At 39.7% G+C, this 19,348-nt stretch carries 15 protein-coding genes; 1 reads left to right on the top strand and 14 read right to left on the bottom strand.

Features of this window, described 5'->3' with window-relative positions:
- Positions 1-3: 3 nt before the first annotated feature.
- The 9 genes from ABIX36_RS11090 to ABIX36_RS11050 form a co-directional block, all read right to left on the bottom strand.
- Entirely contained in the window at positions 4-1,482 is a 1,479-nt protein-coding gene (locus tag ABIX36_RS11090) for a serine hydrolase domain-containing protein (RefSeq protein WP_348082230.1), read from the bottom strand.
- 52 nt (positions 1,483-1,534) lie between these two features.
- A complete protein-coding gene (locus ABIX36_RS11085) occupies positions 1,535-2,110 on the bottom strand; it encodes a Crp/Fnr family transcriptional regulator (protein WP_348082229.1) in 576 nt (191 codons plus the stop codon).
- A gap of 27 nt (positions 2,111-2,137) precedes the next feature.
- Positions 2,138-3,118, bottom strand: coding sequence for a gliding motility protein GldN (gene gldN, locus ABIX36_RS11080; RefSeq protein ID WP_348082228.1), 981 nt, complete (start codon positions 3,116-3,118; stop codon positions 2,138-2,140).
- A 9-nt stretch (positions 3,119-3,127) separates the two neighbouring features.
- The gene (gene gldM / locus ABIX36_RS11075; RefSeq protein ID WP_348082227.1) at positions 3,128-4,660 is read right to left on the bottom strand and encodes a gliding motility protein GldM; all 1,533 of its coding nucleotides are present in this window, start codon (positions 4,658-4,660) and stop codon (positions 3,128-3,130) included.
- Positions 4,661-4,696: 36 nt separating this feature from the next.
- The gene (gene gldL / locus ABIX36_RS11070; RefSeq protein WP_348082226.1) at positions 4,697-5,503 is read right to left on the bottom strand and encodes a gliding motility protein GldL; all 807 of its coding nucleotides are present in this window, start codon (positions 5,501-5,503) and stop codon (positions 4,697-4,699) included.
- 43 nt (positions 5,504-5,546) lie between these two features.
- Positions 5,547-6,866, bottom strand: a complete 1,320-nt coding sequence (locus ABIX36_RS11065; protein WP_348082225.1) for an SUMF1/EgtB/PvdO family nonheme iron enzyme — start codon at positions 6,864-6,866, stop codon at positions 5,547-5,549.
- Between the two features lie 258 nt (positions 6,867-7,124).
- Positions 7,125-7,889, bottom strand: a complete 765-nt coding sequence (locus ABIX36_RS11060) for a uroporphyrinogen-III synthase (RefSeq protein ID WP_348082247.1) — start codon at positions 7,887-7,889, stop codon at positions 7,125-7,127.
- A gap of 15 nt (positions 7,890-7,904) precedes the next feature.
- Positions 7,905-8,900 (bottom strand): DUF4271 domain-containing protein, encoded by a 996-nt coding sequence (locus tag ABIX36_RS11055; protein ID WP_348082224.1) that lies wholly within the window; start codon positions 8,898-8,900, stop codon positions 7,905-7,907.
- Between the two features lie 112 nt (positions 8,901-9,012).
- Complete coding sequence (locus ABIX36_RS11050) at positions 9,013-9,459, bottom strand: DUF1569 domain-containing protein (RefSeq protein ID WP_348082223.1); 447 nt, start codon at positions 9,457-9,459, stop codon at positions 9,013-9,015.
- Between the two features lie 502 nt (positions 9,460-9,961).
- Between ABIX36_RS11050 and ABIX36_RS11045 the strand changes: the two genes are divergently transcribed.
- Positions 9,962-10,939 carry a hypothetical protein gene (locus tag ABIX36_RS11045; protein ID WP_348082222.1) on the top strand — a complete coding sequence of 326 codons (978 nt, stop codon included), beginning with the start codon at positions 9,962-9,964 and terminating at the stop codon, positions 10,937-10,939.
- 388 nt (positions 10,940-11,327) lie between these two features.
- On the opposite strand, the gene ABIX36_RS11040 is transcribed toward ABIX36_RS11045, so the two are convergent.
- The 5 genes from ABIX36_RS11040 to ABIX36_RS11020 all read right to left on the bottom strand — a co-directional run bounded on the left by ABIX36_RS11040 (position 11,328) and on the right by ABIX36_RS11020 (position 18,635).
- Entirely contained in the window at positions 11,328-14,087 is a 2,760-nt protein-coding gene (locus tag ABIX36_RS11040) for an NB-ARC domain-containing protein (protein ID WP_348082221.1), read from the bottom strand.
- A 133-nt stretch (positions 14,088-14,220) separates the two neighbouring features.
- Positions 14,221-15,249, bottom strand: a complete 1,029-nt coding sequence (locus ABIX36_RS11035; RefSeq protein ID WP_348082220.1) for a hypothetical protein — start codon at positions 15,247-15,249, stop codon at positions 14,221-14,223.
- 4 nt (positions 15,250-15,253) lie between these two features.
- A complete protein-coding gene (locus ABIX36_RS11030; protein ID WP_348082219.1) occupies positions 15,254-15,463 on the bottom strand; it encodes a KTSC domain-containing protein in 210 nt (69 codons plus the stop codon).
- Positions 15,464-15,469: 6 nt separating this feature from the next.
- Positions 15,470-17,338: an ATP-binding protein gene (locus tag ABIX36_RS11025; protein ID WP_117384390.1), complete on the bottom strand. Its 1,869-nt coding sequence runs from the start codon at positions 17,336-17,338 to the stop codon at positions 15,470-15,472.
- The gene (locus ABIX36_RS11020) at positions 17,328-18,635 is read right to left on the bottom strand and encodes an SIR2 family protein (protein WP_348082218.1); all 1,308 of its coding nucleotides are present in this window, start codon (positions 18,633-18,635) and stop codon (positions 17,328-17,330) included. Before ABIX36_RS11020 ends, ABIX36_RS11025 begins: the two co-directional genes overlap by 11 nt.
- Between the last annotated feature and the right edge of the window lie 713 nt (positions 18,636-19,348).

The following is a 19,348-nucleotide window of genomic DNA, read 5'->3' as shown; positions in this document are numbered from 1 at the left end:
TATTTACCTGCTGATGCTTCTATTCTTATGCCGGTATAGATACAAAAGTCTAACTGCTATTATCAAAAGGTTCAGTATCCCCAATAGCCCCAAAACCAATATAACATCCGGGAACATTAACATAATCCGTGGCCAGTTAAGTACGCGTCCGCTTATCAGCGTTAACAAATATGGCACCAGCAACAGCAGGGCAAAAGGCCCAAGTCGCAGCGCTGTGTAAAGCCAGGTTTTCCAGGGGGCGCGGCTTTTGTAATTTTGATACCATTGCCTCACCCGCCGCAACCTCCTTATACCAAGGAAAAGGATAATGCATAGCGCCATTATCATAAGCACCGTGTAAAGCCAGCGTGGGAACGTTCCCGTTTCCGGTTCCTTATTGTTTAAAATATCCTGTATCCCCTGCAAAAACGAATAGTAATCTGTGAGGTTATTAAGCCCACCGTTAATGAGCACCACTATGCCATACCCTTTATCGGTAAGCAATATTTCCTGCGAACTGTATGTCCACATAATTCCGCTGTGGTATAAAATGTGGGCATCGGTGTTTGCATGCCAGCCCATCGCGTAGGTAGATGCCCCTCCCCGCGGCGGGGTTTGCATTATTTTGAGCGAGCCACCCTTAAGCACTTGCCCTGTATCCGCACCATGTGCTTTAAGCTGGAACGATAACCACCTGGCCATATCCTTAGCTGTTGATGCAATGCCGGCATCGCCGGCTATAAACCATCCCGGTTCTGTGTAAGCCAAAGGTCTGCCTAAAAGATATAAATTGCCTTTAGGCAAATTGTGCGGCGCGCGGAAAAATTCATCAACGTTGGCAACATCATATGTGTTTGCCATTTGCAGTGGGTTAAAGATGTGTTCCTGTAAATACTTCGCAAACTCCTCATGGCTTACAGCCTCAACTATTTTGGCAAGCACCTGGTAGTTTGGGTTGTGGTAATGAAACTGTTTCCCCGGCGCGGATATCAGGTTCGCCCGGTCCATATTCTTTATAGCGGCATCCAGGGTAGTTGGTTGCTTGTCCAGTGTAAATTCAGCGTAGCCGGTATCGCCCAGGCCGCTTACCTGGTTCAATAAATGCCTAACAGTAATGTTTCCCCGCTGCGGTACATTTGGCAACCAACCGGGCATATATTTAATTACAGGGTTGTCTAACCCTATCTTTCCTTCTTCAACTAATTGAAGAACCGCTGTCGCGGTAAATCCCTTACTTAACGATGCCAGCGCGAAGGGTGTATTCGCGTCTATCAGTGCCCCTGTTGGCGTGGCACCATAGCCTTTGGCAATAATTAAGCTATCGTAATGCACCACGGCTACAGCCAGGCCAGGTATTTTGCTGGCAGCTAATTTCTGCCGAATGTACTTATCAATTTTCTGGGCAGTAGTTTGTTGAGCAAAAGCCTCAGGAGCAAAGCAATTTATAAGTACTATGCAAACGATAGCTGCCAACTGCGTGTATATCAATTTGGTGGTAAACATGCTGTAAAAATACCGCTATGCTACCCGAAATTAATTTACCTATGTAAAGAAACTATTGCTTAACCAATTTAGCGCGGATGCGGCTCAGTTGGGTGGCGCTTATCCCCAAATAGGAAGCAATATGGTATTGTGGGATAAGTTGTTCCAAACCCGGATAAGTTGTTTTAAAAAGCTTATAGCGCTGCCCCGCATCAAGCATTATTATCTCCAATTCCTTCTGTTCCTTTTGTACAAAATAACGCTCTGCGAATAACCGACCGGCTCTTTCAAGACAGGGGTGGGCATTATACAAATTCACAAAGGCTGAATAATTGGCGGTGAGTATCTCACAATCGGTAAGTGCCTGTTGAATTACCTGGTTTGGGCTCCCGGTTATTAAGGAAGTGTAGCCGCCGATAATAGAAGACGGCGTAAAAAAGTGTTTATTGTACTCCGTACCTTTCTGTGTTCGGTAAAAACCCCTTACTATCCCAGAAACTAAAAAGGCAAAGTCTTTGGAGACTTTGCCTTCTGTACAAAAATATTCTTCTTTTTTTAATGTGGCTGGCTTAAATAGCTTTTGAGCGTCTTCCCAAGCCTCATTTGTTATTGGTGACAGTGATTGAAAAAAGTTTCTCAGGCTTTCCATCAGCAACCGTTAGTTTATGCATTAACCTTAATAGCTCCAAAGGTTAAGCTCCCAATCCATCAGGTTCTTTTTGATCCTTTCGGCTTCGTAAAGCTTATCAATACCCTGGGCGTAATCACGTATCCGCTCGTCTTTATCGTTAGATTGTTTGACAATGTAACTGCTGAAAAGGCGCTTCATAAATACGTCGTCGAAGCTTAGGCCTGTTGCATCATTGTTGCGGCTTACTGCCTCTTTAACGGCCAATACAGGCCTTGCTTCCGGGAAGTAGATCCAAAATGCCGGCTGATATTCGTTGTTAACAACGTTACCTGATGTCTTTATTTTCACCATTGGCGCGATGCCTACAATACGGGGCTCAAAAATAGAACGCTGCCTGTCGAAAACCCAATCTTCCTTGATGCGGAACTTGATAAGGCTGTCTGCTAAAAATTCACCTGCAACAACTTTAGAACCTATTCTTTCTCCTGTTTTAGGGTCGAATTTGTCCACTACGCTGCTATCCGACAATTGGCTGTGAGCCTGCGGGCCGGTAAGCGGTTTAGAAAAGCTATCCCCGTTGGGGTCATCCTTGGTGGATGTTGGGTCGTATGCAGTTAATTCTCCATTATCGATAGCGGTCATCAACACATCTATCAGCCTTTGTTTAGGCGACGCCAGGTACTGGTTCATTTTCTCGCGCAGGTCAATCTCGCGCCAAACACGTTTAGCAAAGGCCACGTCCGATTCGCGCAAGTTGGCATAAGGCGTAACCTTAGCGCTTAAAATATTGGTCTTTTTGTAATAACCATCCAATGGGCGGTCAAAGGGTTTTGCAGGTACGGCAGCAGCCTTTCTTGTAGTGTCTAAAACAGATGGTTGCATGTTTGCACCACCATTTTGGGTAGCCGGTTTACGGTTACCCACCGTTCTTTTAGCAGGTGCTTTCTTTTTGGCAGTCGGTTTCTTTTGTGCAAACGATGCGCTGCAAAGCAGGCAAAGCACAATAACTAAAAATCTTGCTTTCATATCTAATTTTTAATTAGCTGTTAATACTATCGCGTCAAGGCCGCGCTGTGTGCCGTCGGGGCCCACCGCTATAATATCTTGTATTACAACTGTTGTACCCGGTGTAACACCTGCCATTGCTGTACGCATTGCGCCACTCAATTCTGAGCCGGTGGTTGAATATCTTACCACATCCTGGCGTGGCTTTAATATGATCAGTGTAAACCTGGTTACAGCAAAAGTTGCATCGAATTCAAAATTCTCTAACCTGGCAAATACTTTGTCTTGTCCCCTTAAGTTAGCTGCGCTTGTGCTGCCACTGCTTTTACCCGCAAATTGCGGCTTAGGATCTGGTATACGTTTTACACGGAATAAGGTTGAGCCTAAAACCTGGGTTTTTCCGGGTGCTATCTCACCTGATACCGATACAGTGGCCTGGCCTGCGCTGCTCACCGTAGCCGTATAGTGCCCGTTTGAACCGCTAACCGAACCACCTGATATACTTACCCTTAATTTCTCTTTGGGAATACCCGGTGCCGATATTGATATTGGGTTTGGAACACCAATGTACAATACGTTCATCTTATCTGGCGATACAACAGCCGACGGGCGCGCTACCTGGTAAGTTTGTGGATTGGTATCATAAGTTTTAGAAGTTCCATCTGCTTGTTTAACAGTTACACGCCCAACCCAGGTGAATACACCCTCGCTACCGGTATTTACGGAATACTTTCCCTTACCATCCGCTACGGCTAAATTAGATCCGTTAACGGTTATGCTTGGGTTAGATTTTGAATCTGAGGCTGTAAGGAACACTTCAGCCGTGTAGGGCTGGCCTGCAATTACGTAGCTCGACGGCGCAACAGCTACTGCGCTGAACTTATCAAGGTTTACTACAGCCTGGTCAACTTCGCCCAACAGCTTCTTAACAATTTCGTTCTCAGCGTTCTTCGCATCAGCCTTGATTTTGGCAAGCGTGGTTAAAGTAGCTCCCAAAGGAATACCTTCGCCAAAATAAGCATCCTCCCAGCTCTTTTGCCCATCTATTCCTTTTGGAGGATCATTGGCCACAAGTGATAGATTGATACCTGTTTTTTCCTTTTCGCTCAATAAGCCAAGTAATTTTGTACGGGTTTCGTTTATCTTCTGACGTAGTTTCTCAGCGTGTTTATTAGCGATCATTACACGTGGAGAAATATCCAGATTATCCCGGCCATCAACGTCATCTATTTCCGGGTTAATGCCTCCACCTTCTTTCACCAGGAGCGCACTTAATTCATCAATATAAGTGCTTAGTTCGCCTGCGGCTTTACTTGCCTCCTTCGCTTTTCTGTAAGGCTCTTTGGCTCTTTCCGGCTGATCTTTAAGCTTTGTTTTCTCAAAAGCAGCGTAAGTATTATCTATCCCGTTGGTAACGTTACTACTTGATGTATTTAAACTGTTTTTGATATTTTTAAATGCATCCAGCAAACCCTCTGGTACGTTTAAGGCGATGAGCCCTAAAAGAACCAGGTATAGGATACCTATCATTCGCTGTCTTGGGGTTTCTTTACCTCCGGCCATCTATATTAGTTCTAATTTCTGGTTGATCAAATGATATTAATTAACGCGGGGTTGGTTCATTGCACTAAGCATGTTACCGTATACCGAGTTAAGCGACGCCAAGTTTTTAGCCAAACGGCCAACCTCATCTTTAAACTGGCGCGAATCGTCTAACGACTCGTTAAAGTTATTCATGGTTACCGACAGGTTTTTGTAGAAACTGTTCATCGCTTTTAAATGCGCGCTCGAATCCTGTAACTCCAGTTCGTAAACACCATTCAGTTCTGCAAGGTTCAGGGCCAGTTTGTTCACCTGGTCGTGGTATGCTTTAGAATCTGTATTAGATGCCGCCATCTCTGCCAAATTAGCTGATGCTTTATCAAATGCAGTGCTTAAAGTATCGTAGCTTGCTGTTGCTGCTTTTACTTTGTTTGTAAAGGCAATAGTAGCGTCACCGGCATCGGTAACTCTCGAGATCGCGTTAACTTTATCGCCAAAGTTACGTAAGCCCTCGCCCAGGCTGCCGATGAGTTCGGGGCCTATCTTGGCATCCTCCAGCATTTTGTCCAAAGCTGCGGTGTTAGAAAAACCGCTGTTTATTGCAACAGGTTTTGCAGACGATTTTGGCAACTCTCCCGCGAAGTCTTCATTCAGTTCGGGATATACCCTTACCCAATCAACTTCTTTATCATCCCTCTGCAAACCTAATATCAGGAATAGTACTGCTTCAGTACCCAGCCCAACTGTTATAAACTCAGATGCAAATTTCCAGTGCTGAATTTTAAATAGCAGACCTATAATAACAACTGTAGCGCCAATTGATATAATATTACTTATTCCGAAAGGTTTTTTCTTACCAGCCATACGTTTTAGTAAATAATAATGATTTTATAATTGATTTGTTTGATTAACGCTTGTCCCGTATGTCGCGGCCCAAATAATGGGTTACACAACGGAAGCCGATGTACGATTTTGCAGTATCCTGGTACTCGAAAGTACGTGTAGAGTTCTGCAGATAATAGCCAATATCTTTCCACGAACCGCCGCGGACTACTTTTCTTTTCAGTACTTCAGGGTCGTTTGGTTTGGCTTCGTAATTAAATGTGGGGGAAAGGTCATGTACAAAAGTTGTAGCCGATTCGTCATAAGCAGACATCGTCCATTCCGCTACGTTGCCAGCCATATTGTATAAGCCGAAATCATTTGGAAAATACGAGCGCACATTTACGGTATAAGCACCACCATCGTCGGTATAGTTACCACGGCCCGGTTTAAAGTTGGCCATCAGGCAACCTTTTGCATTTTTAATATAAGGCCCGCCCCAAGGGTAATCGGTACCTATCCGGCCACCACGTGCGGCATATTCAAATTCAGCATCGTTTGGCAGGTCGAACGGCAGGTTAGCGTCAAGGCCGCGGGCATGTTTGGCACCTTCGCTAAGGCGGGTACGCCATGCGGTAAATGCCCTCGCCTGGCGCCAGGTAACCCCTACAACCGGGTAGTTACGGTATGCCGGGTGCGAGAAGTAGCCTTCAACCATCGGCTCGTTAGCTGCGTATGAAAAATCGCTCAACCAAACCAACGTGTCCGGATAAATTGCAACGGTATCGCGCAAAATAAAGTCCGAACGTTTTTTTGTCTTGTCATTTTTGTAGTTGGCAGCATCGCGCAGCACAACCATAGCAAAGTTATATTTTAACAAGCGGGTGTCGATCTCGTTACGGTCGAACACGCGGTCGTCGCCCTGGTAGTAAAGGCCTTGTAATTTTTGTGCGTTGGCAGCGGCATTTTTGCCCTTAGTGCTAAAAATGGGGTTGCTGCGTGCGTAGGTCCAGTTAATGTATTTTTTGCCGTTAGGGTTTGCAGGCGCTCCTTTTTTAGGCTGAAGGTAATATTTTTGATCGTTGAGGTAGTTGGTGATGGCGATAGAATCGCGCACCCACAGTACAAATTGCTTGTATTTAGTGTTCGAAAGTTCGGTTTCGTCCATAAAAAACGGAGCAACGGTTACCTGTTTGGTTTGCGAGGTTTGTGCAAAAGTTACGTCCTGGTCGGTTTGGCCCATCAGGAAAGTACCACCTTTAATATAAACCATGTTTAACGGAGCGGTGGCTCTGAAAGCGCGCTGACGCACACCAACAACTTCGCCATTTCCGGCGCCACCGGTACTACATCCTACTAAAACGGAACTCGCTAAAACTACTATAAGAAAGTATATTTGCTTCATTTTTGTATTAAAAAACATTAACACGTTATCAATCCTTTGCAACATAACGCACCCCCGAATATATTAAATATACTTCACTCCAATGCAAAAATGTTTTAAAAACCCAAGTTACAAGCCCCTTTAGTTAAAAATTGGCAAAAATTTGGCGTTTAATTGAACTTTAACTAACGGCTTAAATTGGCAATTTAATTTTTAAATTCTTTAACGTTATACGCCATCTAAAAGAAAATGTTGCAAAAAGGCTGTAGTAATTACAAATTATTTGTTTACTTGTTTTACGTATTGGTCTATAGCCATCGTCATGGATGGGGCGGCTGGGGTTGGCGCCGGGATATCCAATATTAAACCGGCCTGCAATACAGCTTTGTGGGTTGTAGCCCCAAATGCTGCAATACGGGTGTTGTTTTGTTTAAAATCGGGGAAGTTTTGGTATAGTGACTGGATGCTGGAAGGGCTAAAAAATGCGATAACATCGTAAAACACTTCGGCCAGGTCGCTCAGGTCGCTGCATACGGTGCGGAACAGTACAGCCGGGGTAAAGTTATAGCCGTTATCCAGCAAAAACTTTTGGGTTTCTTCAGCAGCTACATCAGAGCATGGGTACAGGAATTTTTCGCCTGAGTGTTTTTTCAACACCTCGGCCAGATCGGCAGCGGTTTGCTTACCGAAAAATATTTTACGCTTACGGTACTGGATATACTTTTGCAGGTAAAGGGCAATGGTTTCCGAAAGGCAGAAATATTTCATTTCTACAGGCACCTCAAAGCGCATCTCTTCGCATATGCGGAAAAAATGATCTGCAGAGTTACGGCTGGTGAAAATAACCGCCGTAAAATCGCCAAGGTTTATCTTCTCCTTGCGAAAATCCTTTGCAGGTACCCCCTCAACATGAATAAACGACCTGAAATCGATCTTCAAATTAAGCTTCTTAGCCAGTTCAGCGTAAGGATTTTTATCATTCTCAGGCTTTGGCAGCGTAACTAATATGCTCTTAACCTTTTTCTTTCTGTCTTCCAATGCTATACGTTATAAAACTAACTACTTAAAACCTATATTAAGTGCCTTTACCAATATCAATATTGGGCAAATTTCGAGGGCACAAAGATAGATAAATAAATAAAATTTATGAAATTGAAAATTTGTAATAATACTTACACTGCTGCGCAGATACTGCCATACAAAAACAACGATGGTAAGTAACAACGTAATAGCCAGCAGGTAAGGGAAAAACTTATCGGCTATCAGGCTGAAACACAGGGCCACGGGTAAAAAAACAAAGGTAATATTAAAATAAGTTAGTGACAGCGCGGTTATATAGTCGCCCACCAGTTTATTAATATCAAATACAAAGCCCAAAAACTTTAGCGCCAGGAATTTTATGGCAAACAGCCCGATAATAACCAATGATAGGGTAGCGAATAGCTGAAAACCGCTTATGGGGTAGTAAACTTTATAGTAACCAGTAGTGAGCAAATATAAAAATATGCCGAAAGTGAAGCCAAAGAGCAGGAAAAGCCCGATGAATGTCCAGGCGTTTATGGGGCTGTCTTCCTTACCCGCCTGCGCCATGCTGCGCTTGTTGTAAAACGACAGGAACACGTTGTTCATATCCTTGCTGGAGTAAATATTAAGCACCGGGATAAATAATATCAATACCACAATAATGGCAACAACCCATGGGTCGCGCGAGGGGCGCAGGTGGCCGTAGCCCTTTATGCTGGGTTTTGTATTTGCATGCGCGGCTATATCCAGGTAATGGTTGCCGGTGTAGGCGTTGCTTTTTAATATGCTATCTACAAACAGGCTGGTACGTGTGCTATCGGGTTTTAAAATGTAAACCATCGATAACGAATCGGACACGAACTTTTCTTCCAGCGCTAAGGCATGGGCAACAGAATCGAGCACGGTCATGGGGCGCGGCACCCTTACATAGCGCCTCGGGGTATCGGCACGGCTTGCGGTACTATCCTGCTGTGCAAAAACTGCAGAACATCCGGCAAAACAAAATATGACTAAGCAGATAAACCGGCGCATTAAATCTCCCTCAATTAAGGCGCTGCAAATTTACCTTAATAATTGGGGCTTATGCAAAGTATATGTTAAATGTTTAAACACAAGTGAATTTGGGCCAGGGTAGACTACAATACTACGCGCCAAACTGCCTCAGGTGATGGTCGATGTGTTTATAGGCAAGCAATCCAATTTGCTCGTTTGTCATTTTCCCAAAAAAGGGGTGTACAAAATTGGGTGTAACCGTGTTTGCGTTTTGTTCTATTAAGGCAAGCCACTTTGTTTTTTCGGCGGCAAAATTGCCGGTGCTTTCCTGCGCCTTAACCTCAGGTGTTGTAGGCGAATTACGGCCCATGGGGCTATCGTCTTTCAAAAAACTCTTTAGCGCTATTTTGCCAAATATACGGCCAATAAATACCCGCTTACTGGGCAGGTCGCCGGTTATTAGCTCTTCCCACTGCCTGCAGTGTTTAACCATTTGGTAAGCGTTCATTTTACCCCATTGCGCAGGGGTGCTTTCCTGGATGGTGTTGATACGTTTTACCAGTTCGTCCCTTGTTGCTTTATCAAACGTTGTTTTCACTATGTGGATGGTTTTAATTGAGTGAACAAATTTATGCTTTACGATGGAGAGCTGCATGTATTATTATGACAACTTAAGGGGCCAAATGCGACAAGTGGTAAGAGGTCTTTTATTTATACACCAAATAGCAAAATTTTCAAATCTTTTCCCGGTGTATCTTTGCAGCTATTAAGCTCAACAATACCCCATGGCCAGAATTGAATGTTATACTGATTTACAATAGGTTATACTTAAAAAGTAAAAATAAGTAACGTGATACATATAATAGTTCCAGCAAAATATAGTTAATTTATACTGCATGAAAAAGCACCATTCATTAGATTTGTATATTCTGTAAAAGATGTATATGCAATGGCTAAACCATTAAGTTAGATACATTGAAATGGGGTGTATGTGTTTTCGAGGACGTTTATTGTGTACATTTGAGCTTTATGCCATTTATAGATGATGCCAAATGACAGGACGATACATCATAACGTTAATTTATTTTTTTCCAACACTGTTGTTTGCACAAAAACAAGATAAACTTACGGCAAATCAAATTATAGATTCTTCAATAGTTTTTTGCGGAGGTGAACTCAGAATCTCAAAAATAAAGTCGGTCCAAACTACTTACTTGGTTACCCAACAAGATCAGTCAAGAGCGATAGTAAATGAAAAATTAAAAACTGGGGAAAAATATGTTCAATGTATTTTATCGAAAACTAACTATCCACAGACTACTTTTTTTAACGGAGAAAAAATTAGCAGGATTGACGGAAACTCGGTAGTTCATGTAACCAACATACAGTTGAAAGAAGAAGTAAAACTTAAAACATATAGTCAAATTCAATACGGCTACAAAACGCTTAAGTATGAGTTATCCCGATTACCTGACCACAAATTTGAAAACGCTGACTGCTTTGTGGTGACTGCAAGGGCACCCAATGGTTATACAACCAAAAACTTTTTTGACAAAAAAAATTACAGGTTAATAATGGTGATGTACCCTAGTGGCAACAGATCAATTATGATGGACTACATTTTCAAAGATGGTGTTCTGTTCGACTCCAAAGTTGGAAACGGGTTTGCTAATTCTGATGATATACAAATATTGACACTGCTCGGCGTTCATTTAAATGAGGATATTTCTAACATATGGTTTAATTGCCCCTATTCGGACAAAGTGTTTGTTCCGGAATATATTAAGATCGGACAGTTTGCCTCTACCAACGGAGACCCAACAACATTTACAAGGAATAAAATTTCAATGGACTATACCGACAATAAAGGAAATACAATTTTAAGGCGATTCTTAGAATGGGGCATTGTTTCGCCAGACACTTTCATTTTAATCGACGAACAAGCACTTAAAAATAATGATAAATCGCCATCATCGGAGATATTAGTTAGAATTGTTTCCTGGGATGAACACGGATATGTTTGTCAATGGATTACCGACAACAACACAGCTACTCAGGATTATAAACTAATCAAGTAAAATAATATCCCCTAACAAGTATTACATTTTATTAATCCCCCATGGCCGGAATAGAATATTCAATTGACTTACAAATTGTTACAATCAAAAAGTAACAAATAAGTAACAATAGAGAGTGAAATAAATCATCCAAGAAACAATTAGTTTTCAGGGAGTGCAAGGGGGCGTAGGTTCGAATCAGAGTTTATCGATATGCTGATTATCAGCACTTTAGATTTGTTTCTAAAAGACTAAATTTCAGATGGGAACAGCATAGGTACATCACTTTTGCCAATTTAAATTTAGTTTTATTGATTTTACTCTGCATAAGAAGGTCAAAACGTAAGTTTCTTTGGTTGCGATATTGTCTCTAATAAGCTTTTTAGCGTTATTAGAGAATAATATTCACTTAATTATTAAACTTAGCGGCCCATAAGTCCAATTTAAGTCTCCATTGTTCCTTTAAATGATTGTCTATACTTGTATCAATTGCTGTTTCTAAAGTTCTCAAACAATCTACTGAGTTTTGATGATATTCTACTTCTGATTTGTCATGATAGAATGCCGCCATAAATTTACTTGCCGTACGCTTCTTTATTCCTAAAGCGATAGCTGTATCAATAGCAATATTAGCATTATCATAGTCTTTTAATCCCTTATAGATTTTACAAAGCGTTTGATTATTAAACTCTCCATCTGAATAATCAAGATCTTTTACAACGTTCAAAGCCTTTAGGTAATCCTCCATATTTAGCCAAAATTTGCCGACATTTCGTTTTTGAAAATCATTGAGACTAATAGTTTCGATAAATTCAAAATATTCCAAAAGAGACTTTTTGATTGAATTCATTTTTTCTTCTTTATCTGCTTTGCTGTATCTGTCTTTAAGATGCTTGTAATAAACAGATAATGTGTTTGCGTAATTATATTTTAATTCGTTGTTTGCATCAATATTCGACGGTTCCGGTAGGCTTTCCATAATAAATTCAAATTCTTCTGGAAAACTATAACTAAGTATATCCGAATACTTATTTATGGTTTGGTAAGGTTGATCAAACTTTGCGTCCAAAGATTGCACAAGTTTAATAACGAAGTTATTTATGTTAGTGTCGATATATTGTTTCCTGAGGTGTTCATATTTGCTTGCTGAAAGGATGTCGTAAAATGATAATAGTAACGAAACGGAAATATTTTTCAATATTTCTTCATCTTCAAAAATTAATTTAAGATTGTTCTTCGAAGCATCATAGTCTCTTTTTTGGTCATAAATTCTTGTGATTTGTAAAATGCAGTAATCTGCTTTGGGGTTGATTGCGATGACTTGATCGAAATATTGCAAAGCCATCTTAGGATTATTGATTTTAGCATATATTTTACCGATGTGATGTAGCAGATTAATTTTAATTTCACTATCTATTGTTTTTTGTAAGATGTCGGCGAGCTTACTAATTTGCTTTTCAGCAGTTTGAACGCGATTCGTATCTGATTTTATTTGAAATAAAATAATTTCAAACATTTCTATAAGTAATAGGACATCTATGTATTCTACATCATTTAATTTAAGTTGCTCTAATTTCTCAATTATAGAAGCTGGGTTTACACGAATATCCGTTGCTTGAATGATTGCATATAAAACCGTTTTTTTGAGCAGATCATTTGTATGGGTAAGTTTTTGATTAAGGAATTCGCGGTGATTAAAAACCATGCTGTAAAAATCCGAACCCTTTTTTTGGTTTTGTTCAGACAGAAACTTTAACAGGTTATCGTCAAACTCATCTTCATATTTAATTTCATTTACATAACTAATAATCGCATCTAATACAATTTTATGTACATCATAATATATGGCATCTTGAATATTAATGAATGATGACTTTTGAAAATTCGACAGCACTAATGTTCCAAGTATGGATTTTATGAAATAGCGATTTATTTTCCGGTTATGAGGATTTACATATTTCAAAAACGCGAAAGCCTTGTCGTATTTATCTTTCACAAAACCCACTACTCGTTTTGCAATATTTAAATCTTTGCTCTCCGGGTCATTTAATTGAATTACCGAACCTATTTCCTTTATAATTTCATCCCAAGAAAAACTTCCATTTTCTACGTTGGCTTTAAGGATATTTAAAATTAGTGGATAGCCTTTAATTTCCTTAATTAAAAAATCCAATTGAGATTCGTCTGGTGGGTTTAAACTATCTTCTAAAATAGCAGTTGCTGTACCGTCACTTAAATAAAGTAAATTATAAGTATTGTCGGCTGAAATTTGGCTTTGTAAAGATGTTATAATGCATTTGGACTTTTTAGAATTCGCCTTTAAAAAATCGGCAATAATTCTATTTACGTTGTCATTGAAATTATCCAATATTAACAGAATACGATATTTCTCTAATATGTTTGATAAATTGATGAGTTGATCAAATTTTGAAAGACGTACCCCATTTATATTGAAATGAAGATTTTGTTCATAATCGCCCTCTATAAAAATGACTGTGTCAAATTGATCTTTAAGAGTATGCGCTACGCTTATCGTTAACTCTGTTTTTCCAATACCACTCAGTCCATATACTTGGAGGTGGTCTCTATTCTTTAAAAGATCTATTATTGCACTTTCCTCGGGCCGAGAATAGTATTTAGATTTAAAATTTGGCAATTTATTAGTATCCGGGAAAATTTTAAATAATTCATAAGAACGAGATAAATACATCCAAATACTTTCAAGTTTGGCCGAGGATATGTTGTCAAGTAGTACGTCCCCAATTTTATCCGAATCATAAATAAATACTGTTTGATTGTATTGCTTACTCTTAATGAGGTCGTTTAAGTCAGAGATTTTACTTGTAGTAGCGAATCGATTAGAAAAAAGGTAAATAACTTTGGATTTTGGATGATTACCAATTGCCCCCTCAGTATCCTTAATTGGTTTTTCAAATTTCTCATAATAATCTACATCTGTTCCGCACTGTCCAACTGTATCATAAAATGTACTACCCATATCAGCAGTACTCTTGACTGGTTTTGCATATAAATTTTGGCCCTCCAGCGTGATAGGTTCATTTAATATTAACTCCAGTATTGTACGACACACCACTTCAAATTCGGTTCCATTTAACGCATTTAAATCGTCTTTAACGGTAATTTTGAAATTTCTTTGAATAAGATTCATTGTAATAATTAGGGTGGTTTAGATGTTGTATAGAAACATGCTTTTTATTAAAATCCCCGAAAAGCATACTATTAATTGATTTTACTTAGGATAAATTACAGAGTAATCAAAGACACTTCAAAAAGATCATCGTCTATTCTCTTTCATTGATCTCTTTCTCTATAAGACGATATTTATCTTTAACATCTTCGCCGTTGTAATAGTTTAACAAATCTGTTTTGGTGAGCGTTCCGTCATTGAGGAATTTTTTTAAATAGTGTTGATTAAATTCCATTAAAAGCATACTCTTTTCCAATTGCTTTAATATCGATTTATTATTATCAATATTGCTTTCTACTAAACTCTTTATTGTTAAAACTTCATTTAGACCTTTAATAATCCTATTCACCAGTATTGCTAAAAGCTCTTTGTCAAGTTCAACTGGCGTGGCGTTTAATGCAATGTCACGTGCCAGCATGTAAGCAATTACTAAATTGCTATAGTCCCCCTTTTGTGAATTTACGACTGCGACCATACCGATACCAGGGATATAACCAACGTTTTCAAATTGTTTGAGTACGGTTACATCAACCAGAGATACATCAAACACAATTAAACTGATCTTAGCATCCCTGTTGGCTTGCGATTCTATCAATTGGCTCCATGCAGTATCAGTATGTTTTAGGAATACATCTTTGGATTCTATTTCACCAACTTTGATGCTCTTATCGAATTTGCATTCAATAACAATTTTCAGATCGGATTTCCCTTCTAATTCGCAAACAATGTCCCCAGTTTTGTTTTTGGGAAGAATGCCTGGTATATTTCTTACTAATAGGGCTTTATCTTTTAATTTTTTTTCCGAAAAATAATCATTCAAAAAGTCTGCTATTTCTTCTTCAGCAAGAGAGCCTTTAACCGAGGATTTGTAAAACAACTCCTTCTTCATATCGAAAATCATCTTTAGACTTTCGAGTTCAGTTCCCAATTCATTTGATGTTTTTGACAGGAATGAAGATAAGCGATCTTCCATTAAAGCCAATACACCAATATACAAGGCTCGAAGTAATTTGGAATCCCTTTCTGTAGCCGGAAGGTTATCAAAGTAACTGAAAACTACCGCGTTTTCAATCTCAAAATCTTTGATTTCAACACGTTTTAACTGTTGATTCAGACTTATCATTTATTTAAACTTTTGAGAATCGATAATTACCTTTAATATTTTGAGCAAGATATTGGCCGTGAGAGGCTGCATTCATTATGCCATCGTATTCGCGTTCCGGCACGTCAAAATATTGATAAACGCCGCCATTTATAAATTCAATCTCTAATGTTTCCGATGTTTTGTCATAACCGATCGAGGCTATGTTTGATGAGCTAACTGATTCTCTATTCATGTTGATTTATTTGATAATTCTTTTAATAAATGGACTTTGTGATCTCCAAGCTTCTAAGAGTTCTTCATAATTAGGGTTTTCCTCCATTTTGATACCCCAACCACCAGGCTGAGTTGAAAATTCTTCATCATGCTCGTCGTAAATTATTGGGTCTTGACTATCTGGCCTCCGGTCTTTCGGAGGGGCTTCAATCAGCGTACGCATAGGTAGTTTGACAGCTTCGCCAAGAATGATGGCCTCGCCTGTTCTTAGTATAGGCAACATACTTGTTAAACCTTCAAGGTTATCCGTTACCGCGCTGGTAATATGCCCCCGGTCTGTCGCATTGGCTAATCTCAATGCGAAGAAAGTACCGCACTGTGAAAGTATGGTTGAATTAACTTCCGATGGCCTTTGACTAACAATCATTGCGCCGATACCATATTTTCTGCCTTCCTTTACTATTTTTTGCACAATGGTCAATGCACTGCCTTCATTGTTAAGGTAATTATGTGCTTCTTCCATTAGTAGTAATAGCGGCCTGTTTCTACCCCCTTGTGATAAATTTCTGGCCCAAAAAAGCCCATCATAAATTATTCTTAACAACACCCCAATGATAGTGTTTAAAATCGTGATAGGTACTCCAGACAAATCCATTATCGTAATCGGCTTATCGCTTCCTATCCATTCTTTAAGCAGGCTATCTAAATCCTTTTCTGTTTTTCCGTCTACGTCAGGTGTCCAGTCCCCTGGTTTAAACAAGAAATCAAACCGGGGTATTCTAAGTTTTGCACCAAGCGATAAGACTTGTTGACCAACATTTAGACTTCCCGGTAAGTAGTTGATCTTTTCAGGGTCACCAGCGTCGTTTTTAGGTTTCTTGAAGATTGGTGAAACGGCGGTATCAGCGTTTCCTTTTAATTCAACACCCTCACCGTCTAACTCATAAGCTAAATTATCTATGGGCAACCCATCCCTTTTGTAATAGGTAGCAAAGCATTCCAGGTATAACTGGTGCCAAAGTTTATTAAGGCTAAATGGTATTGGAGAATCGACATTAAGGGTATCAGGATCAACCCCTTTTTTGGGATATAACCTGATGCTTTCTAATTTGGCAAGGGAAATCCTTTCCAACATAATATTTTCGTCTTTCTCGTTATTAAACTTACCTAAACTAATGTTACAAAGTTCTTCAAAATTTAATGCCCAGAACGGAATAAACAAATCCTTTTCTATACTTCCTTCAGTTTTGTCAGCGTTGACTTTAAATATATTTGCCCGGTCTTTTAGTGCTTGTGCATACTCACCATGAATATCAAATACGATAATCCTTGCTGATGGGTAACGCGTCGGATCTGAAATAGCATTCAATATACTGGCCACAGTTGTTGATTTTCCAGACCCGGTTGTTCCGACAATCGCAGAATGCCTAGTAATTAGTTTGTTAATGTCTATTAGGGCAGGAATGGATTCAGCTCCTGAAATATGCCCAACTTTAACAAAATAAGGCTTGTCGGGCTGGCCGTATATTCTTTTTAGGTCTGATTCTGAAACAAGGTGTACTTCGTCACTTATAGTAGGGTATTGCGATATTCCACGTTGAAAAGATCCATTTCGTTGCCCCTCCCCAATAAGTTGAATTTTTATCCACCTGTTACCATATGGCTGCGAGGCGATTTGGTTATCAGGAACGGCACTTGCCCCGACCTGCGTAACAATGCCAAATAAATCAATATATCCTATGGGTATTTTTACAAAGCTGCCGATTTGACCTATTCTATAGCCTTCACCATCTACATAGGTTAATCCAGATGGAGCTCCATTTCCCAAGGTGACACTAACTGATGTTCCGTTTACGTCTTGTATGGTGCCTAAATATGTTGATTTAGTTGCCATTTTCTTCGACTTTAAACTGCTCTTTGCCAATTAACTCCTGTAGAAAATCACCCAACAGCGAAAAATCCCCTAAATGAAATTCATATCGTGTTGTTGTGGACTCTGTTTCTTTTCCCTCTGCATCCTTAACTTTTTCTACAATACATTTAACAGCGTTCGCAATGTTTTCATCTGCATCATATTCTGTTTTTGATGGTCGCCATTTGGCCCTTAAACCACCAATTACCGCTTCATCATAGGTCCATATACTTAGGTTTGATCTATTTTCAGCAAGTTTTAAAGCCTGTTCATACCTAACAAAAGTCTTTTCGGTTTTAACATCGCCCTCCGTTTTTTCCTCCTTGTAAGTTAGTGTCCCGAATAATAAGCCAATTACCATAGCGGTTGGATTTGCCTTCAAGGCATTAAGTATGGTATCATTCAGGTGTTCATCACTAAAAGAATACCCGGACAGGATAAGAACCGCCGAGTTTTGTCGAAGAAATTTATTGAGACGATCAATCAATGCCAAATAGGGCATCTTTCTACTTTGATCATATTTTAAATGAGATGGTTGAATAATACACGGGTCATTTTCTTCTAAACTGGTTGAGCGATAGACATCCTTTTTGTTTTTCTGGTACCAATTTATAGAGCCATGTATTTTCCACAATCTTGACCAGTGCCTTGGAATTAAACAATCTTCAACGGCTCTTAAATCGAAGAATGGTTGTTTGGAGCCGACAAAACCATCAAAGTAAGGGACCCCGATATATTCAAAGGCTTCTTCGACCAATAGATCATAATTGGTTGTGAAAACTTCTATAGGGCAATCTCGTTCTATATTATGCACCCACTTAGCGAGTTTATGATATGGGGTTTTGTTATCCGGCAAAGAAACTTTTAATTTTTCTGCAATCTTGCCGCATACGCTTGTTTCGAGATCTGATAGTTCGGAATCGGTGAATCCTCTAACATCTGTAGCTCCAACCGAAATTTGTTTCATTCCACGTATGAAACTTAGAATGTCTTCAATATTGGCATTTGTTTTGCCTGTCTTTTTAATCTCTTCTATTAATAATGTATAGGACGCACCGATACTCCTTAATTTCCCATCTTTGACATCTTTTTCCTCAAGTAGAGTATCAGATACATATCTAGTCAGTCCAGCAACATCTGGTATCAAAGGCCATTTACCTTCAGGCATAGTCACAGCTAAAGGACATCCGGCGGAGATGAAGAACCCTACAGGTTTCTTATCCTGCGAAAGCGTTTGTCTTAAATATTTGGATTGGCGAATAGGATCGTGAAAGCTCATTGAAAGGTTTAATATTTAATAAACTTAGATAATATTTCTAAGAATGCTTAATATAAAAATGAATTGGCAGAAAGCTTAGGTCGCGTTAACAGATAAAGTGGGTACCATACTCTCTTTACATCGTGCATGTACCCCGACTAAATGGCTGTTAAAAAAACCAAAGTAACCACAAATGCCTTTATGCAACAGAGGATGTGTTACCGATCCTCTCACTATTTAGAGATACTTGGATGCCGTATGTTCTTATGAACAACCAACCCTTATTCAACGCTTAAGCAACAAAAGCGCTTAGCCGAAGCAAATGTCAAGGGCGGGCCAGCCGCTGGAAGCGGACAAAACGGCCCGCTTGTATACCCTTGACGTTTGATTTCGGCGTGGGCTATCTTCGCGACCGCGGTGAATATGGTCAATTCTATTAGATTCTAGTCAATATTTTTGTTGCCAAAAAAGGGACATAATTATACCTTTGGTGTATTATAGATATGTCTTAGAATATTTACAACATCTCATTTTTCTTCATCATATATATACGAGATGTTATAATCTATAATTCTTAAAAGTTTGCCAATTTAGAGGTTATGGGGGTTGTGGAGATTCTGATGAACCAGACCACCTGATTCCGGGGCAAGCTGACCACCAATTCCGGGGCAAACTGACCAGGGGATTCCGGGACAAACTGACCACCCTCGACGTGTAGCAAATGCTGTAGAAGC

Origin of the sequence: Mucilaginibacter sp., assembly GCF_039925265.1 — a bacterium.
Classification (GTDB): domain Bacteria; phylum Bacteroidota; class Bacteroidia; order Sphingobacteriales; family Sphingobacteriaceae; genus Mucilaginibacter.
Note: the sequence above shows the minus strand (reverse complement) of the source record. Positions and strands in the feature narration are given on the sequence as shown.

Bases quoted from the DNA above. Each gene is read 5' to 3' on its own strand.
- ABIX36_RS11090 (WP_348082230.1), bottom strand. From the start codon at position 1,482: ATGTTTACCACCAAATTGATATACACGCAGTTGGCAGCTATCGTTTGC.
- ABIX36_RS11085 (WP_348082229.1), bottom strand. From the start codon at position 2,110: ATGGAAAGCCTGAGAAACTTTTTTCAATCACTGTCACCAATAACAAAT.
- gldN (WP_348082228.1), bottom strand. From the start codon at position 3,118: ATGAAAGCAAGATTTTTAGTTATTGTGCTTTGCCTGCTTTGCAGCGCA.
- gldM (WP_348082227.1), bottom strand. From the start codon at position 4,660: ATGGCCGGAGGTAAAGAAACCCCAAGACAGCGAATGATAGGTATCCTA.
- gldL (WP_348082226.1), bottom strand. From the start codon at position 5,503: ATGGCTGGTAAGAAAAAACCTTTCGGAATAAGTAATATTATATCAATT.
- ABIX36_RS11065 (WP_348082225.1), bottom strand. From the start codon at position 6,866: ATGAAGCAAATATACTTTCTTATAGTAGTTTTAGCGAGTTCCGTTTTA.
- ABIX36_RS11055 (WP_348082224.1), bottom strand. From the start codon at position 8,900: ATGCGCCGGTTTATCTGCTTAGTCATATTTTGTTTTGCCGGATGTTCT.
- ABIX36_RS11040 (WP_348082221.1), bottom strand. From the start codon at position 14,087: ATGAATCTTATTCAAAGAAATTTCAAAATTACCGTTAAAGACGATTTA.
- ABIX36_RS11035 (WP_348082220.1), bottom strand. From the start codon at position 15,249: ATGATAAGTCTGAATCAACAGTTAAAACGTGTTGAAATCAAAGATTTT.
- ABIX36_RS11030 (WP_348082219.1), bottom strand. From the start codon at position 15,463: ATGAATAGAGAATCAGTTAGCTCATCAAACATAGCCTCGATCGGTTAT.
- ABIX36_RS11025 (WP_117384390.1), bottom strand. From the start codon at position 17,338: ATGGCAACTAAATCAACATATTTAGGCACCATACAAGACGTAAACGGA.
- ABIX36_RS11020 (WP_348082218.1), bottom strand. From the start codon at position 18,635: ATGAGCTTTCACGATCCTATTCGCCAATCCAAATATTTAAGACAAACG.